The organism is Streptomyces sp. NPDC059917 (genome assembly GCF_042730635.1).
Classification (GTDB): Bacteria; Actinomycetota; Actinomycetes; order Streptomycetales; family Streptomycetaceae; genus Streptomyces.
In genome coordinates, this window is sequence record NZ_JBHWLC010000009.1 from 124399 (window position 1) to 149324 (window position 24926).

The 24926-nt window shown below is 72.3% G+C and carries 16 protein-coding genes; 7 read left to right on the plus strand and 9 right to left on the minus strand.

Annotated features, from left to right (window positions below; genetic code table 11):
* Positions 1-94: 94 nt before the first annotated feature.
* Entirely contained in the window at positions 95-715 is a 621-nt protein-coding gene (locus tag ACFWAR_RS08275) for a helix-turn-helix domain-containing protein (RefSeq protein ID WP_385774433.1), read from the minus strand.
* 423 nt (positions 716-1138) lie between these two features.
* Here ACFWAR_RS08275 and ACFWAR_RS08280 point away from each other — a divergent pair, with 423 nt between their 5' ends.
* Together ACFWAR_RS08280 and ACFWAR_RS08285 are read left to right on the plus strand one after the other, a co-directional pair.
* Positions 1139-1537 carry a MerR family transcriptional regulator gene (locus ACFWAR_RS08280; RefSeq protein WP_385774359.1) on the plus strand — a complete coding sequence of 133 codons (399 nt, stop codon included), beginning with the start codon at positions 1139-1141 and terminating at the stop codon, positions 1535-1537.
* The gene (locus tag ACFWAR_RS08285) at positions 1534-1923 is read left to right on the plus strand and encodes a thioredoxin family protein (RefSeq protein WP_385774435.1); all 390 of its coding nucleotides are present in this window, start codon (positions 1534-1536) and stop codon (positions 1921-1923) included. Before ACFWAR_RS08280 ends, ACFWAR_RS08285 begins: the two co-directional genes overlap by 4 nt.
* Here ACFWAR_RS08285 and glgB read toward each other — a convergent pair.
* The 4 genes from glgB to ACFWAR_RS08305 all read right to left on the minus strand — a co-directional run bounded on the left by glgB (position 1913) and on the right by ACFWAR_RS08305 (position 9578).
* Complete coding sequence (gene glgB, locus ACFWAR_RS08290; RefSeq protein WP_385774361.1) at positions 1913-4204, minus strand: 1,4-alpha-glucan branching enzyme; 2292 nt, start codon at positions 4202-4204, stop codon at positions 1913-1915. The genes ACFWAR_RS08285 and glgB overlap by 11 nt on opposite strands.
* The gene (locus ACFWAR_RS08295) at positions 4201-5688 is read right to left on the minus strand and encodes a maltokinase (protein ID WP_385774363.1); all 1488 of its coding nucleotides are present in this window, start codon (positions 5686-5688) and stop codon (positions 4201-4203) included. Before ACFWAR_RS08295 ends, glgB begins: the two co-directional genes overlap by 4 nt.
* A gap of 186 nt (positions 5689-5874) precedes the next feature.
* Positions 5875-7590, minus strand: coding sequence for a maltose alpha-D-glucosyltransferase (treS, locus tag ACFWAR_RS08300; protein WP_330332717.1), 1716 nt, complete (start codon positions 7588-7590; stop codon positions 5875-5877).
* Positions 7587-9578, minus strand: a complete 1992-nt coding sequence (locus ACFWAR_RS08305) for a maltotransferase domain-containing protein (protein WP_385774366.1) — start codon at positions 9576-9578, stop codon at positions 7587-7589. The genes treS and ACFWAR_RS08305 overlap by 4 nt, the downstream gene beginning before the upstream one ends.
* Before the next feature lie 452 nt (positions 9579-10030).
* Here ACFWAR_RS08305 and glgP point away from each other — a divergent pair, with 452 nt between their 5' ends.
* A complete protein-coding gene (gene glgP, locus ACFWAR_RS08310) occupies positions 10031-12676 on the plus strand; it encodes an alpha-glucan family phosphorylase (protein WP_385774368.1) in 2646 nt (881 codons plus the stop codon).
* 16 nt (positions 12677-12692) lie between these two features.
* Here the strand turns inward: glgP and ACFWAR_RS08315 are convergent, their stop codons facing one another.
* A complete protein-coding gene (locus ACFWAR_RS08315) occupies positions 12693-13700 on the minus strand; it encodes an Lrp/AsnC family transcriptional regulator (RefSeq protein WP_385774370.1) in 1008 nt (335 codons plus the stop codon).
* 192 nt (positions 13701-13892) lie between these two features.
* Here ACFWAR_RS08315 and ACFWAR_RS08320 point away from each other — a divergent pair, with 192 nt between their 5' ends.
* Positions 13893-15449, plus strand: coding sequence for an MFS transporter (locus tag ACFWAR_RS08320; protein WP_385774372.1), 1557 nt, complete (start codon positions 13893-13895; stop codon positions 15447-15449).
* Positions 15450-15599: 150 nt separating this feature from the next.
* Positions 15600-16532, plus strand: coding sequence for a hypothetical protein (locus ACFWAR_RS08325; protein WP_385774374.1), 933 nt, complete (start codon positions 15600-15602; stop codon positions 16530-16532).
* Positions 16533-16605: 73 nt separating this feature from the next.
* Here ACFWAR_RS08325 and ACFWAR_RS08330 read toward each other — a convergent pair whose 3' ends face one another.
* Both ACFWAR_RS08330 and ACFWAR_RS08335 read right to left on the minus strand, forming a co-directional pair.
* Positions 16606-18096, minus strand: coding sequence for a nitronate monooxygenase (locus ACFWAR_RS08330; RefSeq protein ID WP_385774376.1), 1491 nt, complete (start codon positions 18094-18096; stop codon positions 16606-16608).
* A gap of 247 nt (positions 18097-18343) precedes the next feature.
* Entirely contained in the window at positions 18344-20611 is a 2268-nt protein-coding gene (locus ACFWAR_RS08335) for a M4 family metallopeptidase (protein WP_385774378.1), read from the minus strand.
* 381 nt (positions 20612-20992) lie between these two features.
* On the opposite strand from ACFWAR_RS08335, the gene ACFWAR_RS08340 reads away from it, so the two are divergent.
* Positions 20993-22468, plus strand: coding sequence for a sugar transferase (locus ACFWAR_RS08340; protein WP_385774380.1), 1476 nt, complete (start codon positions 20993-20995; stop codon positions 22466-22468).
* 15 nt (positions 22469-22483) lie between these two features.
* Here the strand turns inward: ACFWAR_RS08340 and ACFWAR_RS08345 are convergent, their stop codons facing one another.
* Positions 22484-23437, minus strand: a complete 954-nt coding sequence (locus ACFWAR_RS08345) for a GDP-L-fucose synthase family protein (RefSeq protein ID WP_385774382.1) — start codon at positions 23435-23437, stop codon at positions 22484-22486.
* A gap of 299 nt (positions 23438-23736) precedes the next feature.
* On the opposite strand from ACFWAR_RS08345, the gene gmd reads away from it, so the two are divergent.
* The gene (gene gmd, locus ACFWAR_RS08350; protein ID WP_385774385.1) at positions 23737-24750 is read left to right on the plus strand and encodes a GDP-mannose 4,6-dehydratase; all 1014 of its coding nucleotides are present in this window, start codon (positions 23737-23739) and stop codon (positions 24748-24750) included.
* Positions 24751-24926 lie beyond the last annotated feature (176 nt).

Here is a 24926-nt window from a genome sequence, read left to right on the forward strand (position 1 = left end):
TGGATCCGCGCGCCGAAGGGCCCCGATCTCGTCCCCTCCCGGGACCGGTCGGGGCCTTCGCGCATCCGCGCGGAGGCCGGCCGGTCGCGCGGCCCTACGGCACCTGCGCCAGCTCCCAGAACCGGTCCACGATGCCCACCAGGAACTCGCGCCCCGCGTCCCCGCTGTCGGCCCGGCCGCCCGAGCCGCCCCAGCTCAAGGTGGACAGCATCCGGGCCTGGTAGTCCCCGTGCAGCAGCTCCAGCACCCGCTCCAGCTGGGCCTTGGGCACGGGGAGCAGCTTGGCCAGCGGCTTCACGTAGGCCTGCCAGCGGGTGGTGACCGCGTTGCGCAGCAGCTCCGCCAGCTCGTCCTGCTTGCCGGTGGCGGTCACGAACTGGGCCAGCGTCAGCCCCAGCACCGAGGAGAGGGTGGCCGACTGTCGCTCGTTGCCCTTCCAGCGCCCGGTGTCCTCCATCTTCTGGTAGGAGGCGGGTTCCAGCCCGACCCGCCGGGCCAGCTCCTCCGGTGACACGCCGCGCGCGATCCGGTGCTCCCGCAAGGTGACCGGTTCGGCCAACAGCTCGCCGGGCGCACACCACAGCACGCCGGCGAGGGCCGTCAGCTCGGCCGAGGTCGGCGTGACCTCGCCGCGCTCCCAGGCCATGACGGTCTCGGGGGTCACGAGGAGCCCGTACTGGGCGCGCAGGCCGTAGGCGACGTGGCCGGGTGCCATGCCCAGGGCCGCCCTCAGGCGGCGGGCGGCGGGGGCATTGAAGGGGGGGCTGGAGTGCACGAGCCACACGGTAGAAGCGAAATGGGTTTGGCGACTACAGACCGTTCAAACAAGGCCACAACTCGTAGGAACCTCCTACGGTGTTCGGGTATTTAGTCCGGTATTTGCGCGACCGTCCGGTAATCGGATAGTGCGAAGATCCATTTCATCCACTGCGAGGGGTCCGCTTCAAGCCAAGGCCGTGACTGCCGTTCGAGTGAACCCCATCACACCCCGTCACGTCACCTGAACCTCTTCGGCCACGCAGGCGTGAACCAGGCGGGGGCCCTCGTACACGGGGGTGGCGAGGGCCCCCGTGGACCCCTCCGGCCCGCGCCGCCCGACCCTTGCCTTGACGTGGACGTCAAGCATTACGGTCGGCCCATGCGAATCGGCGAACTGGCGGAGCGGGCCGGTACCACCACCCGGACCCTGCGCTACTACGAGGACCGGGGTCTGCTGCCCGCACGGCGGACCGGCAACGGCTACCGCTCGTACGACGAGGACGACCTGCGGCTGCTGCGCGAGATCCGGGTGCTCCAGGACTTCGGCTTCGAGCTGGAGGAGACCCGGCCCTTCGTGGACTGCCTGCGGGCCGGCCACCCGGCCGGCGACGCCTGCCCCGCCTCCCTCGCCGTCTACCGCCGCAAGCTCGCCGAGCTGGACTCGTTGATCGGCAAGCTCGCCGACGTACGGGACCAGGTCGCGCGCCAGCTGGCGAGCGCCGAGGAGGCCGCCGGAGCGGCGGCCACCCCGCGCTGCGAGACCACCGCACGGGACTGACCCGCGAGAACGACAGGGAGAAGAAGATGCTGCGTGCCCACGGAGTGGACGAGGTCACCGACGAGACCTTCGAGGCGGAGGTGCTCGCCGAGCGCGGGCGCCCCGTGCTGGTCGAGTTCACCGCCGACTGGTGCGGGCCCTGCCGCCAGCTGGCGCCGGTGCTGTCCGCCGTCGCCGCCGAGGAGGCGCACCGCCTGAAGGTGGTGCAGATCGACGCGGACAGGAACCCGCGGACCATGGTCCGCTACGGCGTGCTGTCCATGCCCACCCTGCTGGTCCTGCGCGACGGCGAACCCGTCAAGACGATCATCGGGGCCCGGGCCAAGCGCCGGCTGCTCCAGGACCTCGAGGACGTCCTGGAGCAGCCGGCTCCCGTCACGGCCTGAGCCACACGGTGGACAGCGGCGGCAGGGTCATCCGCAGGCTCGCCGCCCGCCCCTGCGCGGGCACCGGCTCCGGCCGCAGCGGCCGCAGGTGGCGCACCCCGCTGCCGCCGAACCGCTCCGCGTCCGTGTTCAGCACCTCGTGCCACTCGGCCACCTCCTCCGGCACGCCGACCCGGTAGCCGTGGCGCACCACCGGGGAGAAGTTCGAGACGGACAGCAGCGGCGAGCCGTCCACCGCGTACCGCAGGAAGGCGATGACGTTGTCCTCCGCCGCGTCCGACGCCACCCAGGCGAACCCCTCCGGCACGGTGTCCCGCTCCCACAGCGCGGGCGTCGCCGTGTAGGTCCGGTTCAGCTCGCCCACCAGGGCGCGCACTCCGCGGTGGTCGGCGGCCGCGGCGTAGGAGGAGTCCAGCAGCCACCAGTCCGGCCCGTGCGCCTCCGACCACTCGGCGCCCTGCGCGAACTCCTGCCCCATGAAGAGCAGCTGCTTGCCGGGGTGGGCCCACATGAAGCCCAGGTACGCCCGGTGGCAGGCCCGTTGCTGCCACCAGTCCCCGGGCATCTTCCCCACCAGCGACCGCTTGCCGTGCACCACCTCGTCGTGCGAGATCGGCAGCACGTAGTTCTCGCTGTACGCGTAGACCATCCCGAAGGTCATGTCGTGGTGGTGGTACTTGCGGTGCACCGGCTCCTTCGCCACGTACCGCAGCGTGTCGTGCATCCAGCCCATGTTCCACTTCAGCCCGAAGCCGAGCCCGCCCGCGTCGGTGGGCCGGGTCACGCCCTCCCAGGCGGTGGATTCCTCGGCGATCGTCATCACGCCCGGGCAGCGCCGGTAGACCGTCGCGTTCATCTCCTGGAGCAGCGCCACCGCGTCCAGGTTCTCCCGCCCGCCGTGCTCGTTCGGCGTCCACTCGCCCTCGCCGCGCGAGTAGTCCAGGTAGAGCATCGAGGCCACCGCGTCCACGCGCAGCCCGTCGACGTGGAACTCCTGGCACCAGTACACGGCGTTCGCCACCAGGAAGTTGCGGACCTCCTTGCGCCCGTAGTCGAACTCCAGCGTCCCCCAGTCCGGGTGCGCGGCCCGCTGCGGGTCGTGGTGCTCGTACAGCGGCCGTCCGTCGAACTCGGCCAGCGCCCAGTCGTCCCGCGGGAAGTGCGCGGGCACCCAGTCGACGATCACCCCGATCCCGGCCCGGTGCAGGGCGTCGACCAGGCCGCGGAACTCGTCCGGCGTGCCCATCCGCGAGGTGGGCGCGTAGAAACCGGTGACCTGGTAGCCCCAGGAGCCGCCGAAGGGGTGCTCGGCGACCGGCATCAGCTCGACGTGGGTGAACCCCAGCTCCTTCACGTAGGCCGGGAGCTGCTCCGCCAACTGCGCGTAGCTCAGCCCCGGCCGCCAGGAGGCCAGGTGCACCTCGTACACCGACAGCGGCGCCTGGTGCGCCGGCCGCAGGCCGCGCGACGCCATCCACTCGGTGTCCCGCCAGGTGTAGTGCGAGGCGGTCACGATCGACGCGTTCGCCGGCGGCACCTCGGCCCGCCGGGCCATCGGGTCGGCCCGCAGGGTGTGGCTGCCGTCCGGGCGCGTGACGTCGTACTTGTACAGGGCGCCCTCGCCGACACCGGGCAGGAACAGCTCCCACACCCCGGTCGCGCCGAGCGAGCGCATCGGGTGGGCCACCGCGTCCCAGTAGGAGAAGTCCCCCGTGACCCGCACCCCCAGGGCGTTCGGCGCCCAGAGCGTGAACCGGGTGCCGGCCACGCCCTGGTGCTCCATCGGCTCCGCGCCCAGCGCCGTCCACAGCTCCTCGTGCCGGCCCTCGCCGATCAGGTGCAGGTCCAGCTCGCCGAGCGCCGGCAGGAAGCGGTAGGGGTCGTGGACCTCCACCTCGTCGCTGTCGTACGTCACCAGCAGCCGGTAGTCGGGCACGCCGGTCAGCGGCAGCAGCCCCGAGAAGAACCCGTCGCCCTCGTCGTGGAGCTCGGCGCGCAGCCCCTTGGCGACGATCGTGACCGCCTTCGCGTGCGGACGCAGCGCCCGGAAGGCCACCCCGCCCCGGTGGGCCCGGGCGCCCAGCACCGCGTGCGGATCGTGGTGGCGGCCCTCCAGCAGCCGGGACCGTTCGTCCGCGCCCAGCGCCGGAGCGGGCCGGACGCCGTGCGGCGGGGCGGTCCGCCGGGCCCGGGGCGTGCGCGGTTTCTTCGCCGCCTCCGCGGGGGCGGCGGGAGCGGTGGTCGGGCGGGACGTCGGCGACGGCTGTCGGGCGGCGCTCACGTGTGCGGCCTCCTAGGGGGCTGCTCGCGGGGGTGGGGGGCGGGGGAGAGCGGGAGGGGATCGGCGGCGGGCGGCGGGAGCGGCAGGCGGTGGGCCGGCCGCTCGCGTTCGGAGAGCCGCCTGACGGCGGCCATCGGGACGTGCAGCCAATCGGGGCGGTGCCGGGACTCGTAACGGGCCTCGTAGACCGCCTTGTCGGTCTCGTAGGCCCGCAGCAGGACGGGGTCCTCGCGCGGGTCGCGGCCGGTGGTCCGGGCGTACCCCTCGCAGAACGCGGCCCGGCAGGCGTCCGCCCAGGCGGGGGCGAACGGCCGGTGGGAGCGTGCCGCGTAGTCGAAGGAACGCAGTATCCCGGCGATGTCCCGGACCGCCGGTTCGGGACGGCGCCGGTCGGCCAGCGGCCGGGCCGGTTCCCCTTCGAAGTCGATCAACGACCAACTGCCGTCGAGGGTGCGCAGGGTCTGACCCAGGTGGAGGTCGCCGTGGATGCGCTGGGCGCGGACCCCCGCGCCCCGCGAGGACGCCAGCGCGTCGAAGGCACCGCGCAGCCCCGCCTCGTACGGGCGCAGTGACGTCACCTCGCGTGCGGTGGCGGCCAGTCGCGCGGTCATCCCGGCGGCCAGCCGGGCCGTCTGCTCCGGGCCCAGCGCGACGGTCGGCAGGGCGTCGGCCAGCGCGCTGTGCACCTCGGCGGTGGCCCGGCCCAGGGCGTGCGCCTCCGCGGTGAAGTCGGCGCCCGCGCCGAGGCGGTGCAGCGCGAGCTGCCAGCCGTCGTCGGAGCCCCGCAGGTAGGGCTGGAGCACGCCCAGGGTCAGCGGCTCGGACCCGGACAGCTGGGCCTCGTACCAGGCGACCGGCGCCGGCACCCGGGCGCACCCGGCGGCGGCCAGCGCCCGCGGCAGCTCCAGGTCCGGATTGACCCCGGGGCCGACCCGCCGGAACACCTTGAGGATGTAGGCGTCCCCGTAGATCAGCGAGGAGTTGGTCTGCTCCCCGGACAGCGGCCGGGCCGCCAGCGTCGCCGGGATCGGCGCCGCCGGGTCCCGGTCGAAGCGGAGCGGGCCCAGCGGGCCAGGGGCGCGCAATCGTTCCAGCAGCAGGGCCGCGAGCCGCGGATCGCCCAGGCCCTCGTAGATCGCCTGACCGGCGTACGGGCCCTCCTCGGCCCGGCCGATCAGCGCGGGCGCGAGCGCGGGCGGCAGCTCGGGGCGGATGCCGAGCAGCAGTTGGTAGCAGTCGCCGTCCACGTCGAGCAGGAGGTGCAGCAGCCCGGGCGAGGACCCCGGCGGGAGCAGTTCGGTCGCCGAGACCTGGCGCAGGGCGCCGATGGCACGCCCCTTGCCGGCGAACCAGCGCTGTCTCGGCAGCCAGGCGCGCAGCAGTGGTTCCAGCGGGCGGAGCCGGTCCGGGTGGGGGCTCCCGTGATCGGCCGCCCGGCGGCCCGGCCGACCGACCTCGCTCCGGGTGGATGCAGCCTCCGACATGGCATCGCGTCCTTTCCCCGGGCCGTCACAGAATGCGCAGAGTGTCCCGGATCGCGGCAGTTGCTGTCCGGTGGTGTGTGCGAGTGTCGGGTCAGGATGGTCCGTACAGGGCGGCGATTGACCCATTCGCCGCCCACGGATCCGCACGTGGTGAAGTCCCCTCCGCCGTGCGGCGGGCGCCGTGCGCTACTGCTCGGCGCGCAGCCGGAACCAGTAGAAACCGTGCCCCGCCAGGGTCAGCAGGTACGGCCACTCGCCGATCGGCGGGAACCGGACGTCACCGGTCAGTTCCACCGGCACCCGCCCGTTGAAGGACCGCAGGTCCAGCTCCGTCGGCTGCGCGAAGCGCGAGAAGTTGTGCACGCACAGCACCAGGTCGTCCGCTTCTCCCTCGGTGGAGGGTGCCTCGCGGAGGAACGCCAGCACCGCGGGGTTGGACGACGGGAGTTCGGTGTAGGAACCGAGGCCGAAGGCGGGGTTCGCCTTGCGGATCTCGATCAACCGCCGGGTCCAGTGCAACAGCGACGAGGGCGAGGACATCGCGGCCTCGACGTTGGTGACCTGGTACCCGTAGACCGGGTCCATGATGACCGGCAGGTTGAGCCTGCCCGGATCGCACGAGGAGAAACCGGCGTTGCGGTCCGGGGTCCACTGCATCGGGGTGCGGACCCCGTCCCGGTCGCCCAGCCAGATGTTGTCGCCCATGCCGATCTCGTCGCCGTAGTACAGGATCGGCGAGCCGGGCAGGGACAGCAGCAGGGCGGTGAACAGCTCGATCTGGTGCCGGTCGTTGTCGAGCAACGGGGCGAGCCGCCGCCGGATGCCGATGTTGGCCCGCATCCGCGGGTCCTTGGCGTACTCGGCGTACATGTAGTCGCGCTCTTCGTCCGTCACCATTTCGAGGGTCAGCTCGTCGTGGTTGCGCAGGAAGATGCCCCACTGGCAGCTCGCCGGGATCTCGGGGGTCTTGGCGAGGATCTCGGAGACCGGGTAGCGCGACTCCCGGCGCACCGCCATGAAGATGCGCGGCATGACGGGGAAGTGGAAGGCCATGTGGCACTCGTCCCCGCCCTTGCTGTAGTCGCCGAAGTAGTCGACGACGTCCTCCGGCCACTGGTTGGCCTCGGCGAGCAGCACGGTGTCCGGGTAGTGCGCGTCGATCTCCGCGCGGACCCGCTTGAGCAGGGTGTGGGTGCGCGGGAGGTTCTCGCAGTTGGTCCCCTCCTCGGCGTAGAGGTACGGGACCGCGTCGAGCCGGAACCCGTCGATGCCGAGGTCGAGCCAGAAGCGCAGGGCCGAGACGATCTCCTCCACGACGGCCGGGTTCTCGTAGTTGAGGTCCGGCTGGTGGGAGAAGAAGCGGTGCCAGTAGTACTGCTTGCGGACCGGATCGTAGGTCCAGTTCGAGGACTCGGTGTCGACGAAGATGATCCGGGCGTCCTGGTACTGCTTGTCGTTGTCGGCCCACATGTAGTAGTCGCCGTACGGGCCGTCGGGATCCTTGCGCGACTGCTGGAACCACTCGTGCTGGTCGCTCGTGTGGTTCATGACGAAGTCGATGATCACGCGCATGCCGCGCTGGTGCGCCGCGTCGACGAACTCCACGAAGTCGGCGAGGTCGCCGAACTCCGGCAGTACGGAGGTGTAGTCGGAGACGTCGTAGCCGCCGTCGCGCAGCGGCGAGGCGAAGAAGGGTGGGAGCCACAGGCAGTCGACGCCGAGCCATTGGAGGTAGTCCAGCTTGGCGGTGAGCCCCTTGAGGTCGCCCACGCCGTCGCCGTTGCTGTCGTGGAAGGAGCGGACGAGGACCTCGTAGAACACCGCCCGCTTGAACCAGTCGGGGTCGCGGTCCTTGGCGGGGGTGTCCTCGAAGAGGTCGTGGACGGGATCGTTGATCATCATGAGGTGGGTGACCCTCCGGTGAGCGGGGACGGTCGCAGAGCGGCCAGCACGTGCGCGGGCGTACGGCCCGGTTCCAGACGCACGTAATTCGCCCTGCCCCAGTGATAGGTCTCGCCGGTGAGCTCGTCGCGCACCGCGAGGGACCCGTGCCAGTCGAGGCCGAGTACCGGCATGTCCAACGAGACCGTCGCCTCCTGGGTGTGGTGCGGATCGAGGTTGACGACCACCAGTACGCAATGCGATCCGCTGTGCTTCGAATAGGCGATCACTTGCTCGTTGTCGGTCGGATGGAAATGCACGTCGCGCAGTTGCTGGAGCGCGGGATTGCGTCGGCGCAGCCGGTTCAGCGCGGTGATCAGCGGGGCGATGGTGCGGCCCTCGCGTTCGGCGGCGGCCCAGTCGCGCGGGCGCAGCTCGTACTTCTCGGAATCGAGGTACTCCTCGCTGCCCTCCTTCACCGGGGTGTTCTCGCACAGCTCGTAGCCCGCGTAGATCCCCCAGGTGGGCGAGAGGGTCGCGGCCAGCACGGCCCTGATCTCGAAGGCGGGGCGGCCGCCGGTCTGCAAGTACTCGTGCAGGATGTCCGGCGTATTGACGAAGAAATTGGGCCGCATGCAGGAAGCCGAATCACCCGACAGCTCGGTGACGTATTCGGTGAGTTCCCGCTTCGTATTGCGCCAGGTGAAGTACGTGTAGGACTGCTGGAAACCGATCGCGGCGAGCGTGCGCATCATCGCGGGCCGGGTGAAGGCCTCGGCCAGGAAAATCACGTCGGGATCGCTCTTGTTGATGTCCGCGATCACCCTTTCCCAGAAGACGACCGGCTTGGTGTGCGGATTGTCGACCCGGAAGATGCGTACTCCGTGGTCCATCCAGTACCGCAGGATGCGCAGGGTCTCCTCGACGATCCCGCCCATGTCGGTGTCGAAGTGGATGGGATAGATGTCCTGGTACTTCTTCGGCGGGTTCTCGGCGTAGGCGACCGTCCCGTCCGCGCGGTGGCGGAACCACTCCGGGTGCTTCTCCACCCACGGGTGGTCCGGCGAACACTGCAGGGCGAAGTCGAGCGCGATCTCCAGGCGCAGCTCGCGGGCCCGGGCCACGAACCGGTCGAAGTCCTCGATCGTGCCCAGCTCGGGGTGGACGGCGTCGTGCCCGCCTTCGGTCGAGCCGATGGCCCAGGGCACGCCCGGATCCCAACTGCCCGCGGAGAGGGTGTTGTTGGGGCCCTTGCGGTACGTGCTCCCGATCGGGTGGATCGGCGGCAGGTACACCACGTCGAAGCCCATGGCGGCGACGGCCGCCAACCGCTCCGCCGCGGTCGCGAAGGTGCCGCTGACCGGAGCCGCGCCGGGCTCCAGCACCGCGCCCTCCGAGCGCGGGAACAGCTCGTACCAGGCGCCGAAGAGGGCCCGCTTGCGCTCGACCAGCACGGCCATCGGCTTCGAGGCGCTCACCAGCTCCCGGAAGGGCTTGCGGGCGAGCGCCGCGTCGACCTCGGGGGCCAGGGCCGCGGCCAACCGGGCCCCGGCCGGGCGGTCCCCGTCGCGCATCGCGTCGGCGGCGGCCAGCACCGCCTCGCGCCCGTCCCGCTTGGGGACCTTGGCGGCGGCCCGCTCGTACAGCTCGGCGCCCTCCAGCAGCATCAGGTCCGCGTCGATCCCGGCCGGCACCTTGATCGCGGCGTGCGCGCGCCAGGTCGCGACCGGATCGCTCCACGCCTCGACGACGTAGCTCCACCTCCCCTCCGCGTCGGCGGACACCCGGGCGCCCCACCGGTCGGTGCCGGGCGCCAGCTCGCACAGCGGGACGGGTGGGCGCTGGCGCCCGCTCGGATCTCGCAGCACCACGTGCGCCGCGACCGCGTCGTGTCCCTCGCGGAACACGGTGGCGGAGACTTCGAATACCTCGTCCACGACCGCCTTGGCGGGTCTGGCGCCGCAGTCGACGGCGGGGCGGACGTCCAGCACGGGAATGCGACCGATCATGATGGGATCACCTGGGGGCAGTTCGCAGGGCTCGGTGACAACGGGACAGCCGACGACGTTCCGGCTGGTCGTGCACGCTCTGTTCGCTCTGTTTCTAGCCGCTCAGTGGACGGCTGGGCTGCGGGCATGGCCGCTCCTGTCCGCGTTCACTCGGGTGGCGGGAGGTGGGGCGGGGCGTGTGCCGTGCGCGGTACCCGGGGAGCCCTTCCCACTCTCGGCCCGCCCAATCCGCGCGCTTGGTTAACTACTCGTACGTAAGGGCGAGCGCAAGGGACGACGGGGCGCCGCGGCGGCCGGGGCGCCGTCAGATCGGTTTCCGCGCCCGGGCCTTGTCGCGCGGTGGAGGCGGGATGGCCGAGGAGCGGGCGCGCCGCTAGCCTTCCCGGGGTGATGCGCGGGTGCACAGCGTGGTGCGGCCGCTCCGATGCGTAAGCCCCTGCGAAGGTGGACACGTGAAGGCTATCCGTCGATTCACCGTGCGCCCTGTCCTGCCGGAACCCCTCCTGCCGCTCGCCGATCTCGCGCGCAACCTGCGCTGGTCGTGGCACGGGGAGACCCGGGAACTCTTCCAATCCGTCGACCCCGAGGGCTGGCTGGCCGCCGGAGGTGACCCCGTCCGGCTGCTGGGGGACGTCGCCGCGGCCCGGCTGGAGGAACTCGCGCGGGACCGCAGGTTCCTGCGCCGGCTCCACGCCGTCTCCGCCGACCTCGACGACTACGTCCACGGCGAGCGGTGGTACCAGGGGCAGGAGAACAGCGCCGAGCTGCCCGCCGCCATCGCCTACTTCTCGCCCGAGTTCGGCATCACCGCCGCGCTGCCGCAGTACTCCGGCGGCCTCGGGATCCTCGCCGGCGACCACCTCAAGGCCGCCAGCGACCTCGGCGTCCCGCTCATCGGCGTCGGCCTGCTCTACCGCCACGGGTACTTCCGCCAGTCCCTCTCCCGCGACGGCTGGCAGCAGGAGCACTACCCGGTCCTCGACCCCAACGAACTGCCCGTCTCCCTCCTGCGCGGCCCCGACGACCTCCCCGCCCGGATCACCCTCTCGCTGCCCGGCGGCCGCAGCCTGCACGCGCACGTCTGGCAGGTCCGGGTCGGCCGGGTGCCGCTGCTGCTCCTCGACTCCGACGTCGAGGACAACGACACCGCCGCGCGCGAGGTGACCGACCGCCTCTACGGCGGCGGCAGCGAGCACCGGCTGCTCCAGGAGATGCTGCTCGGCATCGGCGGCGTCCGCGCCGTGCGCACGTACTGCGCGCTCACCGGCCACCCGGAGCCCGAGGTGTTCCACACCAACGAGGGCCACGCCGGCTTCCTCGGCCTCGAACGCATAAGGGAACTGGCGGGCGGGGGACTGGCCTTCGACGCGGCCGTCGAGGCGGTCCGGGCCGGAACGGTGTTCACCACCCACACCCCGGTCCCCGCGGGCATCGACCGCTTCGAGCGCGGGCTGGTCGCCCGGCACTTCGCCGACGGCGGCGAGCTGGTCGGCGTACCCGTGGACCGGATCCTCGAACTGGGCGCCGAGAGCTACCCGGGCGGCGACCCCGGCGTCTTCAACATGGCCGTCATGGGGCTGCGGCTCGCCCAGCGCGCCAACGGGGTGTCGACCCTGCACGGCGCCGTCAGCCGCGGCATGTTCGCGGGACTGTGGCCGGGATTCGACCCCGCGGACGTCCCCATCGTCTCCGTCACCAACGGCGTGCACGCACCGACCTGGGTCGCCCCCGAGGTGGTCCGCCTCGGCGCCCGCCAGATCGGCGCCGGGCGCACCGAGGACGCCCTGTCCGTCGGTGGGTCGCAGCGCTGGGACGCAGTCGCCGACATCGCCGACCAGGACGTGTGGGACCTGCGCCGGGTGCTGCGCGAGCAGCTCGTCCAGGAGGTCCGCGACCGGCTGCGCGCCTCGTGGCGCCAGCGCGGGGCCGGGGACGCCGAGCTGGGCTGGGTGGACTCCGTCCTCGACCCCGACGTGCTCACCATCGGGTTCGCGCGCCGGGTGCCCTCCTACAAGCGGCTCACGCTCATGCTGCGCGACCCGGAACGGCTGCGCCGACTGCTGTTGGACCCCGAGCGGCCCGTGCAGATCGTCGTCGCGGGCAAGGCGCACCCGGCCGACGACGGCGGCAAGCGGCTCGTGCAGGAACTGGTGCGCTTCGCCGACGACCCGCGGGTGCGCCACCGCATCGTGTTCCTGCCCGACTACGGCATGGCCATGGCGCAAAAGCTCTACCCCGGCTGCGACGTGTGGCTGAACAACCCGCTGCGCCCGCTGGAGGCCTGCGGGACCAGTGGGATGAAGGCCGCGCTGAACGGCTGCCTCAACCTCTCGGTCCTGGACGGCTGGTGGGACGAGTGGTTCGAGCCGGACTTCGGCTGGGCCATCCCCACCGCCGACGGCTACGGCACCGACGAGGACCGGCGCGACGACGTCGAGGCCAACGCCCTCTACGACCTGATCGAGAACCGGGTCGCCCCGCGCTTCTACGACCGCTCCGGGCGGGGCGCGCTGCCCGTCCGGTGGATCGAGATGGTCCGGCGCACCCTCGTCTCGCTCGGTCCGAAGGTCCTCGCCGGGCGCATGGTCCGCGAGTACGTGGAGCGGCTGTACACGCCGGCCGCGCTGGCCCACCGCACCCTGACCCCGGAGGCGGCGCGGGACCTCGCCGCCTGGAAGGGCCGGGTGCGGGCGGCCTGGCCGCGGGTCGCCGCGTTGCACGTGGAGGCGCTGGCCGCGGGCCCGGGCCCGGTGGGGGGCACCGCCGAACTGGGCGCGACCCTCACCCTGCGGGTCCAGGTCGCGCTCGACGCGCTCGGCCCCGACGAGGTCGAGGTGCAGGCCGTCGCGGGACGGGTGGACGCCCAGGACGTCATCGGCGGGGCGCGGACCTTCCCGCTGAAGCCCGCCGCCGGACCCGACCTGGAGGGCCGCTGGCTGTACGAGGGCCCGCTCGCCCTGGACCGTACGGGACCCTTCGGCTACACCGTGCGGATCCTGCCGGCCCACCCGCTGCTGGCCACCCCCGCCGAACTCGGCCTGGTCGCCGCCCCGGTGGACCCGTCGGCCGGCGCGGGCGGCGGGGTGGTGCTGCGCTGACCCGGCCGCACCGGGGTCAGGGGGCGGGCGGCGGATCCACCAGCCGCCCGCCCTCGACCAGCATCCCGGCCCGCTTGATGTTGCGCAGGGTCGGGATCACCTCCACCTGCCGCACCCCCTCGACCGCGCCGATCCGCTCGGTCAGGTAGGTGTAGAGCGCGTCCCGGTCCCGGCAGACCACCACCGCCAGCAGGTTCGCCGCCCCCGTGACCGCGGCCGCGAAGGGCACCTCGGGGTGGGTGCCGAGCGCGGCGCCCACCTCCGCCAGCCGGGCCGGCGCCGCCGTGATCAGCAAGGTGGCCTCCGCCTCGTACCCCAGCACGCCCGGGACCGTCTCCACGTCGAAGTAGAGCGTGCCCAGCTCGCGCAGCCGCTCCAGCCGACGGCGCGCCGTCGACTCGGACAGGCCCGAGGCGCGGGCCAGTTCCGGATAGCCGGCCCGGCCGTCCTGGCCCAGCACCGCCAGCAGCGCCAGCTCCGCCTCGTCCAGGACGTACCGCTCCCGCGACGCGGGCTGCCCGGCGGTCGGCTGCGCGAGCGCGGCCACCTGCTCGGGACCGAGCACGTCCATGCCGAACCAGGCCAGCGGCCCGCCCACGAAGGTCCGCAGGATGGTGTGGGCGCTGATCCCCGTCACCCGCCGGGTGCTCGGCAGCTTGTCCAGCAGCAACCCGTCCCGTTCCCGCCGGCTCCGGGCCTTGGTCATGCAGTGGATCTCGGTCCCGCCCGAGGCGAGCTGCACCCACGCGATGTCCGGGCGCCGCGCCAGCGCCCCCGCCACCGCGAGGGCCGCGTCCGGCGCGCACTGCACGCGCAGCCAGGACTCCAGCAGCCCGACCCGGCTGCCGAGCGGCAGCCCGACCACGCGCACCAGCCCGGTGGTGCGCATCCGGCGGTAGCGGCGGACGACCGTCTGGTCGGAGACCTCCAGCACCTCGGCGAGGCGGCTGAAGGGCGCCCGCCCGTCGATCATCAGGGCCTGGATGAGTGCGTGGTCGAGCCGGTCCAGCTCCGCGGGCTTCATGGTTTCCATCATCCCAGAGCGGTGGGTGAAGGAAATCCGGCAGAACGGGGGTCCTGGATGGGTGATCCGGCAGCGGGCTGAAACCTTGGGGTCACCGGGTGCCAGAGCCCCGGCCGCCGGAACTCCGGCCCCGGCCCGACAGGACCCGGAGCCCCCGGACCCGGATCCCAGAACTGCCCAAGGAGACTCCCCATGCGTAAGTGGCTGCCGTTGACCGCGGTCTGCCTCGGCGCGTTCATGCTGCTGGTCGACGTCACGATCGTGACCGTCGCCCTCCCCGACATGGCCACCGACATGCACAGCGGATTCGCCGGGCTCCAGTGGGTGATGGACGTCTACGCGCTCGCCCTCGCCGCCCTGCTCCTCGGCGCGGGCTCGCTCGCCGACCGGATCGGCCGCCGCCGGGTCTACCTCGGCGGCCTCGCCGTCTTCGCCGCGGCCTCGCTCGCCTGCGGCCTCGCCGACGGCCCGGGCACCCTGATCGCCTTCCGCGCCGTCCAGGGCATCGGCGGCGCCGCCATGTTCGCCACCACCATGGCCCTGCTCAGCGCCGCCTACCAGGGCCGTGACCGCGGGATCGCCTTCGGCGTGTGGGGCGCGGTCAACGGGGCCGCCGCCGCGGCCGGTCCGATCATCGGCGGCCTGCTCACCGAGCACTTCGGCTGGCGCTGGATCTTCTTCATCAACCTGCCGGTCTGCGCCCTCGCCGTCCTCGTCACCCTCAAGGCCGTCGTCGAGTCCCGCAACCCGCACGCCAAGGGCATCGACCTGCCCGGCATGGTCACCTTCACCGTCGGCGCCGCCGCCGTCACCTACGCCCTGATCCGGGTCGGCGAGAACGGCTGGACCTCCGCCACCACCCTCGGCCTCTTCGCGCTCGCCGTCCTCTCCTTCGTCGGCTTCGTCGTGGTCGAACTGCGCGCCGCCCACCCGATGCTGGACCTCTCGCTCTTCCGCAGCCCGGTCTTCGTCGCGGTCATGGCCGCCGGACTGCTGCTCTCCGGAGCGGCCTTCTCCTACCTCATGTACACCTCGCTGTGGCTCCAGAGCGCCGAGGGCATGAGCCCCGTCGGCGCCGGTCTGGTGCTGGTGCCGCTCAGCCTGGCCGCGTTCCTGGTCGCCGCGGTGGCCGGGCGGCTGCTGCACGGGCTCTCGCCGCGGCTCACCATCGGCGGCGGGCTGCTGCTGATCGGCGTGGGCGCGCTGCTCCAGGCCCTGATGCTGGACGCCGGTGACGGCTGGTCCGCGCTGGTCCCGGGGCTCGCGGTGACCGGTGTGGGCGTGGGCATGGCGACCCCGGCGCTGGCCGCGGCCGCGATGGGCGCGGTGGCCCCGGCCCGGGCGGGCATGGCGGGCGGCGCGCTGAACACCGCGCGCCAGCTGGGCACGGCCCTGGGCATCGCGGTCCTCGGCGCGGTCTTCCACGCCGGGCTGGTCTCCGGGCTGGGCGATGCGCGGGGCGCGCGCCCGATGGCCGACGCGCTGGCCTCGGGCGGAGCCGGGCAGCTGCTCGGCGCGGCCCCGGCGGGGGAGGCCCGGCAGGCGCTGGACCACCTGGTGGACGCGGCCTTCGCGAGCGGGCTGCGGGAGACGTTCCTGGTGTCGGGGGCGATGGGCCTGGTCGGGGCGGCGCTGGTCTTCGCCCTGGTGCGCGGCACCGGGCGGACCCCGGCCCCGGCCGGTGCTCCGGCGGCCGCCGGGCCGGTGGTCGCACAGTCGGCTGGGGACCGTACGCCCGTACGACCTTGAGCGCGTCCGGGCCAACGGCCCGGCCCCGCCCGGGTGAACCTTCGAACGCGCTGCGCATGGCGAATCGTTTCGGCAACCCCGTCCGCTCCTACGCTGCCCGCGGATGCCCACCGGACCCGGTATCCGAGGAACCCGAGAAACGGACTCCCCATGCGTCTTCGCACCACCGCCGCGGCCACGTTCATCGGCGCGCTGGCCCTCGTCGTTCCGGCGGCGGGCCAGGCGCTCGCCAACGACGACGGGTACCACCACTCGCTCGGTGAGCTGCACTACAAGATCGAGGGGGACGGCTGGGAGACGATCCGTCCGCCGGAGAACGACACCTGCTACCGGCTCACGGGGACCGACTGGAACGACGCCGCGACCCGGGTGAAGAACGAGACGCGCTCGCTGGCGCTGCTGTTCGAGGACCGAAGCTGCGGCGGCCGGGCGGAGCGGGTCCTCAACCCCTGGGACTCGGTGAACGGTGTGGAGGTCCGCTCGGTCCTCTTCAAGCCGGCCGACGACGATGACGACCACCACGGCGGCCACGGGCGCTGGGACGACGATGACGACCGTCACCACCAGCGCCGTGACGGCGACGCCGACGGTCGGCACGAGCAGGGCGCCCGCGACGAGCAGAGCCGCATGGAGGACGACGGCCCGGAGCAGGCGGGCCCGGACGAGGACGTGTTCATCGGCGACGAGACGGATCCGGACCTGAACCAGCGCCAGGACGAGGGTCAGCGCCAGGACGAGAACCAGCGGCAGGACGAGGGCCAGCGCCAGGACGAGAACCAGCGCCAGGACGAGGGCCAGCGCCAGGACGAGAACCAGGCCCCGGACCAGAACCAGGGCCCGGACGAGAACCAGCGCCCGGAGCAGAACCAGGCCCCGGACGAGAACCAGCGCCCGGACGAGAACCAGGGTCCGGACCAGGCGCAGGGTCCTCGTGAGGACGAGGGGCGGCGCGCCCAGCAGGCCCCGCAGAGCTACCGCGGCGACCGGATCGCGGCCAAGGCGGACGACGACTCCGACGACCACCTGATCCACGACGACGGCCTCGGCTTCTTCGAGGACGGCTTCCTGGGCCACTCCGGCTGACCCCGGCACCACGTGAAGGGCCCGGCCCCCCCCCGGCGATGACCAGGGGGGCCGGGCCCTTTCGGCTGTGCGGCTACGCCGCCTCCGCCCCGGCCGCCAGGCCGCCCGCCAGCCACGCCACCACGTCCGCCGCCGCGTAGGGGGAGGCGTCCGGGGACACCTTCGGCAGGAACGAGAGGTCCTTGCCGATCGTCACCAGCGCCGGTTCGACCCGGCCGCCCGGGCGGCGCTGGGCCAGCCCGATCGTGGCCAGCAGCCCGTTGCACAGGCACTGCTTGCCCTCGGCGGCGGCCGCCTCGCCGCCCTTGCGGACGTACGCCGCCACCGGCTCCGCGGCGCACCGGTACACCAGCCCGCGCGGGCCGCGCACCGGCGTGCGCAGGAAACCCAGGTCGCAGACCCGGCGCCGGGCGGCGGCGACCTCCGGCTCGGAGACCGTGCCCGCCAGCTCCGCCACCTTGAAGGGGAAGGCGGTCGGCGAGGCGTCCGGGTCGTTGCGGACCACCAGCTCGCCCCCGCGGGCCCGCTCCAGCAGCTCCTCGCGCAGGTGGCGGGCCATGCCGGACTCCTCGCACAGGGCGAAGGCGCTGCCGACCTGCACCCCGGCCGCGCCCTGGGCCCGCGCGGCCGCCAGCGCCTCCGGCGAGGCCTGGCCGCCGGCCAGCCAGAACGGCAGCCCGAGCGCGGCCATCTTGGCGAGGTCGGGGTGGTCGCGCGGGCCGTAGACCGGCTCGCCGGACGCGTCCAGGGTCATCGGACCGCGCGGCGGGGCGCTGTGGCCGCCGGCCGTGCTGGTCTCGATGACGAACCCGTCGGGCCGGGTGGCCGCGTCCCGGGCGAGGTAGGTGGCCAGCACCGGCAGCGACACGATGGCGAGCACCCGCGGGCGGCGCAGCGGCCCCGGCAGGTGTCCGGCGAGCAGGGCCTGCGGGTCGAAGAGCTGGTCCAGCGGTTCCTCGTCGCCCTCGACGTGGATCCGGGAGACGACGGGCTCGTAGCGGGCGAGGCGGGTCGCCAGCGCGGGGATGTGCCCGGGGACCCCGGCGCCCACGCAGACGTAGTCGGCCCCCGCCAGGATCGCCCCGAACATCGCGGGCGCGGTGGCCAGCTGGATCTTCTCCAGGTAGTTGATGCCGACGGGGCCGCCGTGGCCCTCCTTGGCGAGCCAGACCTCGACGAAGTTCCCGAGCACGGTGAGGATTTCGGCCTGGCTGCCGCCGGTGGCGCGCAGCCGGGGGGTGGTGCGCATCGGGGCGCCGTCCGCGAGGTCGCCCTCCGCGCGGAAGTAGCAGTCGAGCACGGTCTGGGCGAGCTCGGGCAGCGGGAAGGCGGCGAGCGCGCGGCGCGCGTGGCCGCCGGGGTCGCCGGTCTGCAGGACGCGGGCCAGGACCACGTCGAGGGCCGTGCCGGAGACGACGCCCAGCTGACCGGTGACGGCGACCGCGCGGGCGAGCCGCCAGCCGGAGACCCCGACGCCCATGCCGCCCTGGATCAGCCACGGGTGGTCGTCGGACCCGGTGCGCTCGGGGGAGTCGGCGAGGGGCTGCTGTGCTGTCGCGGGCATGTGTGCGTCCGTCCGTGCCGGTGCGGGTCTCCCGAACCTACGGTTCCGTAGGTTCGCTCCCGTTCAGTGTGAACCGGCCCGGCGCGCCAGTCCGGCGCCGAAGGTCCCGCACCTGAGGGGAGCAGGTCCCGTAGCGGAGCGGCCGTTCGGCCGTGGCCCCGGACATGGGACAGGGCCGCCCGGGGAGGTTTCCTCCCGGGCGGCCCCGTGTCATGTCAGTTGGTGCTCACTGCTGGCCCCGAAGGGATCAGAAGGTGAGCTTCCAGCTGTTGATGTAGCCGACGTCCTGGCTCGCGAGGTCGGCGACCCGGAGCTTCCAGACACCGTTGGCGACCTCGGAGGAGGCGTTCACGGTGAACTGCTGGACGATGTTGTCCGCGCTGCCGCCGGTGCGGTTGCGCAGGTTGTACACGCTGCCGTCGGGGGCGACCAGGTCGACCTTGAGGTCACCGACGTAGGTGTGGACGATGTTCACGTCGACCTTGAGGGTGCTGGGCGCGTTGCCCGAGCGGGACACGGTGATCGGCGACTCGACCGTCGAGTTGTCGTTGATCGTGTAGTCGGCCGTGTTCTCGAAGACGTTCTGCTGCGAGGTGCCGACGGTCCAGGTGAAGGACGTCGTACCCGTCTTCGAGGCGGAGTCGGTCACCGTGACGGTCACGTTGGACGTGCCGGCGGTGGTCGGCGTGCCCGAGATCAGACCGGTCGAGGCGTTGATCGACAGGCCGGCCGGGAGGCCGGTCGCCGCGTAGCTCAGCGCGCCCGGGTTGGTGCTGGTGGCCTGGACCTGCAGGTTCACCGCGGTGTTGATCTGGGTGGTCTGGTTCGGGATCGCGGTGACGGAGACGCCGCTCTGCGGCGGGCGGGCTCCGACGGCGATACCGGCCCAGGCGTTGGCCACGTTGTTGTAGGTGGCCGAGCTGGCGCCGTACAGGTCGGCCGCCGCCTGCAGGGTCGCCGTACGGGCGGCCGCGTAGTTGGTGTTCGACTTGAAGTAGCCGACCGTCAGGGCTCGGAACCAGATCTTCGCGGCGGCGTCGCGGCCTATCGCGGTGACCGGGAGGTTGTCCGAGGTCGGGGAGTTGTAGCTGACCCCGTTGATGACCTTGGCGCCGGAGCCCTCGGACATCAGGTAGAAGACGTGGTTGGCCGGGCCCGACGAGTAGTGCACGTCGAGGTTGCCGAGGCCGGAGTACCACGAGTCCTTGGACCCGCCGTCCTTGCTCGGCTTGTCCATGTAGCGCAGCGGGGTGCCGTCGCCGTTGATGTCGATCTTCTCGCCGACGAGGTAGTCGCCGACGTCGTTGGCGTTGTTGGCGTTGAACTCGACGGCCGCCGCCATGATGTCGGAGGTCGCCTCGTTCAGGCCGCCGGGCTCACCGCTGTAGGTCATGTTGCCGGTGACCGAGGTGAGGCCGTGGGTCATCTCGTGCGCCGCGACGTCGATCGAGGTGAGCGGGTGCGTGTTGCTCGTACCGTCGCCGTACGTCATGCAGAAGCAGGAGTCGTCCCAGAACGCGTTCACGTACGCGTTGCCGTAGTGGACCCGGCTGTACGGGGCCACGCCGTCGTTGCGCAGGCCGTTGCGGCCGTGCACGTTCTTGTAGTAGTCCCACGTCAGCTGAGCGCCGTAGGCCGCGTCCGCACCGGCGGTCGCGCGGTTGGAGGCCGCGCCGTTGCCCCAGGTGTCGGTGGTGTTGGAGAAGAGGGTGCCGGTGCCCGACGAACCACCGTTGAGGTCGTACGTCTTGTGGTTGCCGCGGCCCGCGTCGTTCAGCGTGTAGTTGCTGCCCGACTGCGTCGTGCCCAGGGTGACCTGGCCGCTGTACATGGTGTTGCCGACGCCGGACTCGATCTTCTGCCACTCGGTGATCTTGGCGCCGGTCTTGGCGTTGGTGACCACGTGCAGCTCGCTCGGGGTGCCGTCGTGCTGGACACCGCCGACCACGGTCTCGTAGGCGAGGACCGGGGCGCCTTCGGCTGCCCAGACGACCTTCTTCGCGCCCTTGGCGGCCTTGACGTCCTTGCCGCCCGCCGCGGACGCGGCGGAGAAGGCGGTCTTGTCGGCCGCGTCGGGGGTGACCGCCGCGGTGGTGTCGACCTTGATCTCGGCGTTGGTGGCCTTGGTGACGCTCTTGGTGACGCCGCCCTTGGCGTGGACGGTCAGGTCACCGCCGAGCACCGGCAGGCCGCCGTAGGTGCGCTCGTAGGTGGTGTGGGTGGTGCCGTCCACGTCCTTGACGACGTCGCGGACGATCAGCTTCTCCTGGTCGCCGAGGCCGAGGGCCTTGGCAGCCTGCGCGGTGGTCGAGTTGGCCTCTGACAGGAGCGTCGCACGCTCCGAAGCCGACAGGTTGTAAGCGGCCGCGCCCGGGTTGGGCTGAGCGGCGGTGCGGGCCTGCGACGCGGTGGCGTCGGCGGAAGCGGTGCCGGTCTGGATGCCTACGGCCAGCAGTGCAGCAGCGGCAACGAGAGCGCCGGCCGCGGTGGCACGCCGGTGGGGGGTGGGACTCAACGCAGACTCCTTCTGCAAGGGGGTTCCGGAGGCTGGGTGGGCCTCCGGGCAGAACAGGCTGGTGCGCAGAACGGATCGAAGAGTGCCATCAACCGAGTGGGATGTCAGGGGCGCGTCAAAAGGTTGGCCAGAAACGGTTCGTTGTCCGAAGAGACGAGTCCGCTATACGAACTGTTCACCAACGTGTGCGCGTCGGAGGGGCCGTAAATGCGGAACCGGTCGTACCGGCCGCTAACGAACGGGCAACGAGACGCCTCGTTCACGTAAACGGCACTTACCGTACGGGTGTTTGTCGTAGTGTTTCCCGGTGCGACGCATGTTCGGGGCCAGGGGAAGCCACGGGCATACGCCATCGTCATAGTCCACGTGCCAGGGGGGCCCATGAGGCATGTCCATTTTCCTGCGCAAAGAGTGGCCGGAACGGCGCAGGGGACAGCTGCGCCCGCACGACGCCTCGGTGACAAAGCCCGCTGGTACCTGCCCGCGGCCCTGACCGCGGACCTCGTCGGCGCGGCCGTGCCCGTCGGCCTGGTCTTCGAGGCCGCCGAACAGGCTCGACCCCTCTTCTGCGCGCTCGGCGCGGCCGTCGCCTGGGTCGCCGTGCAGGCGCTGCGCCGCCGTTATGCCTCCCGACTGCTGGGAGAATCGCGCGGCGTCCTGCCCGTCGTGCACGACTGGCTGATTCTCATCGGTGTCCTGGCCGTGGCCCGCGTGGTGACGGACGAGAGCACCCCCCGGATGGCCGCGCTCGGCGCGCTGTTGCCCGCCCTCCTCATCACCGTGGCCTGTCACAAGCTGACCTACCGGCATCTCTCCGGCGCCCGTCGCGAGGCCCAGGCCGTCAGCCGCGTGCTCGTCATCGGCGAGCCCGGCACGGCCGAGGACGTCATCGCCCACCTCGCCGCGCGCACCGACCACCCGTACGTGGTCGTCGGCGTCGTGCCGGTCGGCCAGGGCTCCTTGGGCAGCGGCGTTCCGGTCGCGGCCCGGCTGGCGGCGGAGCTGCCCGACCTGCCCGGCGGCGACGCCGGGGCCGTGCTGGAAGCGGTCCGCAGCCACCACGCCGACCTGGTGCTCGTCGCGCCCGGCGCCCGGATGGCGGGGGAGCGGCTGCGCCGGATCGCCTGGACCCTGCACGACGCGGGCCTCGAACTGGCCGTCTTCCCCGGCCTGGTGGAGGTGTCCGCCAAGCGGCTGGAGACGCTGACCGCGGGCGGGCTCGCCGTGCTGCGGGTCGCGCCGCCGGTCAGCCGAGGCGTCCAGCCCGTACTGAAGTCCGTACTGGACCGGGTCGGAGCCGGGCTCGGACTGCTGGTGCTGTCCCCGCTCTTCCTCGGGGTCGCACTGGCGATACGTTTCGGCTCCCGCGGCCCGGCCTTCTACAGCCAGCGCCGGATCGGCCGCGACGGCGTCCCCTTCGTGATGTGGAAGTTCCGCACGATGGTGGTCGACGCCGACGCGAAGAAGGCGGAGCTCACCGGGGCCAACGAGAACGACGGCCTGATGTTCAAGATGCGCCGCGACCCGAGGGTGACCCGGGTCGGCCGGCTGCTGCGCCGGACCTCGCTCGACGAGCTCCCCCAGCTCCTCAACGTGCTGACGGGCGACATGTCGTTGGTCGGCCCGCGCCCGCCGCTGCCGGACGAGGTGGCCCGGTACGACGAGGTCGAACTGCGCCGGCTCACCGTGCGCCCCGGTATGACCGGGCTGTGGCAGATCAGCGGACGCTCCGACCTGTCGTGGGACGAAACGATTCAGCTGGATCTGCAGTACGTCGACAACTGGTCCTTCACCAGCGACGTCGACGTCGTGGCCCGTACGTTCCGCGCCGTCGTCGACGGTCGCGGAGCGTACTGAGGTCCACGGATGCGTTCAGTTCCCGATCTGGGAGTCCAGCCACCACCGGTAGGTGGACGTGATGCCCTCGCGCAGTGCGATGCCGGGCTTCCAGCCCAGCGACGTCAGCCGGTTCACGTCCAGCAGCTTGCGGGGGGTCCCGTCGGGCTTGGACGTGTCCCAGGCGAGTCGGCCCCGGAAGCCGGTCACCTCGGCGACCGTCTCGGCCAGTTCCTTGATGGTGAGGTCCTCGCCGCAGCCGATGTTGACCGGCTCGTCGCCGTCGTAGGACTCCAGCAGCACCGCGCAGGCCGCCGCGAGGTCGTCGACGTGCAGGAACTCCCGGCGGGGCGTGCCCGAACCCCAGAGCGCGACCTCGTCCCTGCCCGCCGCGGCCGCCTCGTGGAAGCGCCGGATCAGGGCGGGCAGGACGTGCGAGGACTCCAGGTCGAAGTTGTCGCCCGGGCCGTAGAGGTTCGTCGGCATGGCCGAGATGTACGAGGCCCCGTACTGCTTGCGGTACGACTGCACCTGGACGATGCCCGCGATCTTGGCCAGCGCGTACGCCTCGTTGGTCGGCTCCAGCGGGCCGGTCAGCAGCGCGTCCTCGCTGATCGGCTGCGGCGCCAGCTTCGGGTAGATGCAGGAGGAGCCGAGGAACAGCAGCCGGCCCACTCCCGCGTCGTGCGCGCCGGCGATCACGCTGAGCTGGATCTTGAGGTTGTCCTCCAGGAACTGCACCGGGTAGGTGCTGTTGGCCATGATCCCGCCGACCTTGGCGGCCGCGAGGACGACGGCGTCCGGGCGGACGTCCCTCAGGTACGCGGCGGTCGCGGCGGCGTCCCGCAGGTCGAGGTCCGCACGGCCCCGGGTGAGCACGTCGTGGCCGTCGGCGGTCAGCCGTCGGGCGACCGCGGACCCGACGAGGCCGCGGTGGCCGGCGACGAAGACGCGGGCGTGCGGGGGCAGGAGCGGCAGCGAACTTGTCATACCGGCGATGATGCCAGTCCGCGGGCACGCGCCGCGGCCCAGGGCCCCGGCCGCCCCGGGGGCGATCCGGATCAAGGGGCTCCGGATGTGCCGTGTACGGTACGCATCCAGTTCCCCGGCGGCTCCTGCCGGACCGGGAGCCGCAGCCGGACCCGGATCCGCGCCCGCAGTCCCGCGGGCGCACCCGCCGCCGCGCCCGGGGCCCGACCGTCCGGGCCGAACTCCGGGGCGCCGCCCCGCCGCAGTGGGGTGGGCCGCGCCCACCCGTACCGAACCGCAACGACCACCAGGGGAACCACATGGGCAAGACCGCACTGATCACCGGCGTCACCGGACAGGACGGCTCGTACCTCGCCGAGCTCCTGCTCTCCAAGGGCTACACGGTGCACGGCCTCGTGCGGCGGTCGTCCAGCTTCAACACCGAGCGCATCGACCACGTCTACCAGGACCCGCAGACCGCCAACCGGTCCTTCGTCCTGCACCACGCCGACCTCTCGGACGGCGTCGCCCTCGTGAACCTGCTGCGCGACATACGGCCCGACGAGGTCTACAACCTCGGCGCGCAGTCCCACGTCCGCGTCTCCTTCGACGCCCCGCTCTACACCGGCGACGTGACCGGCCTCGGCGCGCTGCGCCTGCTGGAGGCCATCCGGGCCAGCGGCGTGGACACCCGGATCTACCAGGCCTCCTCCTCGGAGATGTTCGGCGCCACTCCGCCGCCGCAGAACGAGGGCACCCCGTTCCACCCGCGCAGCCCCTACGGCGCCGCCAAGGTCTTCGCGTACTGGACCACGGTGAACTACCGCGAGGCGTACGGCATGTTCGCGGTGAACGGCATCCTCTTCAACCACGAGTCCCCGCGCCGCGGCGAGACCTTCGTGACCCGCAAGATCACCCGCGCGGTGGCCCGGATCAAGGCCGGCCTCCAGGAACACCTCTACCTGGGCAACCTGGACGCCGTGCGCGACTGGGGCTACGCGCCCGAGTACGTCGACGCGATGTGGCGCATGCTCCAGCAGGACGAGGCGACCGACTACGTCGTGGCGACCGGCGTCGCCGCCACCGTCCGCGAGTTCGTCGAGGCCTCCTTCGCCCACGCGGGCCTCGACTGGAACGAGCACGTGCGCTACGACGCCAAGTACGAGCGCCCGAGCGAGGTCGACGCCCTCATCGGCGACGCGAGCAAGGCCCACGCGCTGCTCGGCTGGAAGCCGACGGTCCTGGTGCAGGAACTGGCCCAGATCATGGTGGACGCCGACGTGCGCCAGGTCGAGGACCAACTGGCCGGAGCCACCGTCCGCATCGACCGCTGAGGTGCCGTAACACCGCGCGCCTCGCTTAAGGTTTGCCGTGTCCCGGTCGCGTCTTCCAGGGCGTGACCGGGCCTTTTCCGCCGTATGTCCGCACCGCACCCTCCATCCTGATCCCCGTTGATTCCAAGTTGGTATGCAATGGGTCAAGTGAGGTGACCAGGTCGTCCAGCGAGCCC

What these genes read in the sequence shown, in the direction of transcription:
- ACFWAR_RS08275 (WP_385774433.1), bottom strand. Translation starts at nt 715, where the DNA reads ATGGCACCCGGCCACGTCGCCTACGGCCTGCGCGCCCAGTACGGGCTC.
- ACFWAR_RS08280 (WP_385774359.1), top strand. Translation starts at nt 1,139, where the DNA reads ATGCGAATCGGCGAACTGGCGGAGCGGGCCGGTACCACCACCCGGACC.
- ACFWAR_RS08295 (WP_385774363.1), bottom strand. Translation starts at nt 5,688, where the DNA reads ATGTCGGAGGCTGCATCCACCCGGAGCGAGGTCGGTCGGCCGGGCCGC.
- treS (WP_330332717.1), bottom strand. Translation starts at nt 7,590, where the DNA reads ATGATGATCAACGATCCCGTCCACGACCTCTTCGAGGACACCCCCGCC.
- ACFWAR_RS08305 (WP_385774366.1), bottom strand. Translation starts at nt 9,578, where the DNA reads ATGATCGGTCGCATTCCCGTGCTGGACGTCCGCCCCGCCGTCGACTGC.
- ACFWAR_RS08315 (WP_385774370.1), bottom strand. Translation starts at nt 13,700, where the DNA reads ATGAAGCCCGCGGAGCTGGACCGGCTCGACCACGCACTCATCCAGGCC.
- ACFWAR_RS08320 (WP_385774372.1), top strand. Translation starts at nt 13,893, where the DNA reads ATGCGTAAGTGGCTGCCGTTGACCGCGGTCTGCCTCGGCGCGTTCATG.
- ACFWAR_RS08325 (WP_385774374.1), top strand. Translation starts at nt 15,600, where the DNA reads ATGCGTCTTCGCACCACCGCCGCGGCCACGTTCATCGGCGCGCTGGCC.
- ACFWAR_RS08330 (WP_385774376.1), bottom strand. Translation starts at nt 18,096, where the DNA reads ATGCCCGCGACAGCACAGCAGCCCCTCGCCGACTCCCCCGAGCGCACC.
- ACFWAR_RS08340 (WP_385774380.1), top strand. Translation starts at nt 20,993, where the DNA reads ATGAGGCATGTCCATTTTCCTGCGCAAAGAGTGGCCGGAACGGCGCAG.
- ACFWAR_RS08345 (WP_385774382.1), bottom strand. Translation starts at nt 23,437, where the DNA reads ATGACAAGTTCGCTGCCGCTCCTGCCCCCGCACGCCCGCGTCTTCGTC.
- gmd (WP_385774385.1), top strand. Translation starts at nt 23,737, where the DNA reads ATGGGCAAGACCGCACTGATCACCGGCGTCACCGGACAGGACGGCTCG.